The following is a 264-nucleotide window of genomic DNA, read 5'->3' as shown; positions in this document are numbered from 1 at the left end:
CATTCCGAACAGAGAAGTTAAGCCCGCCAGAGCCGATGGTACTGCGGTAACACGTGGGAGAGTAGGTCGGTGCCAACCTTTACAAGAGCCCGTTAGTGATAAACTGACGGGCTTTTTTTATGTCAGAAACGCAGGGATTGCCGGGCAGGCGAGGCTGGAGGGGGGAATGATAGAAGAAAGCTGGCGGATGAGTTCTTATTACTAACCTGGCCTGCCGGTGAATCTGCAGCTAGTTTCTGATTAAGTCATAAACTATTGCTCATT

Annotated in this window: 1 rRNA gene; it reads left to right on the top strand. The window is 50.0% G+C overall.

The features are described from left to right. A 5S ribosomal RNA gene (gene rrf, locus DDR33_RS13785) occupies window positions 1-78 on the top strand; the annotation flags it as partial. Window positions 79-264: the final 186 nt, after the last annotated feature.

This window comes from Pararcticibacter amylolyticus (assembly GCF_003130405.1).
Taxonomy (GTDB): Bacteria; Bacteroidota; Bacteroidia; order Sphingobacteriales; family Sphingobacteriaceae; genus Arcticibacter; species Arcticibacter amylolyticus.
Note: the sequence above shows the minus strand (reverse complement) of the source record. Positions and strands in the feature narration are given on the sequence as shown.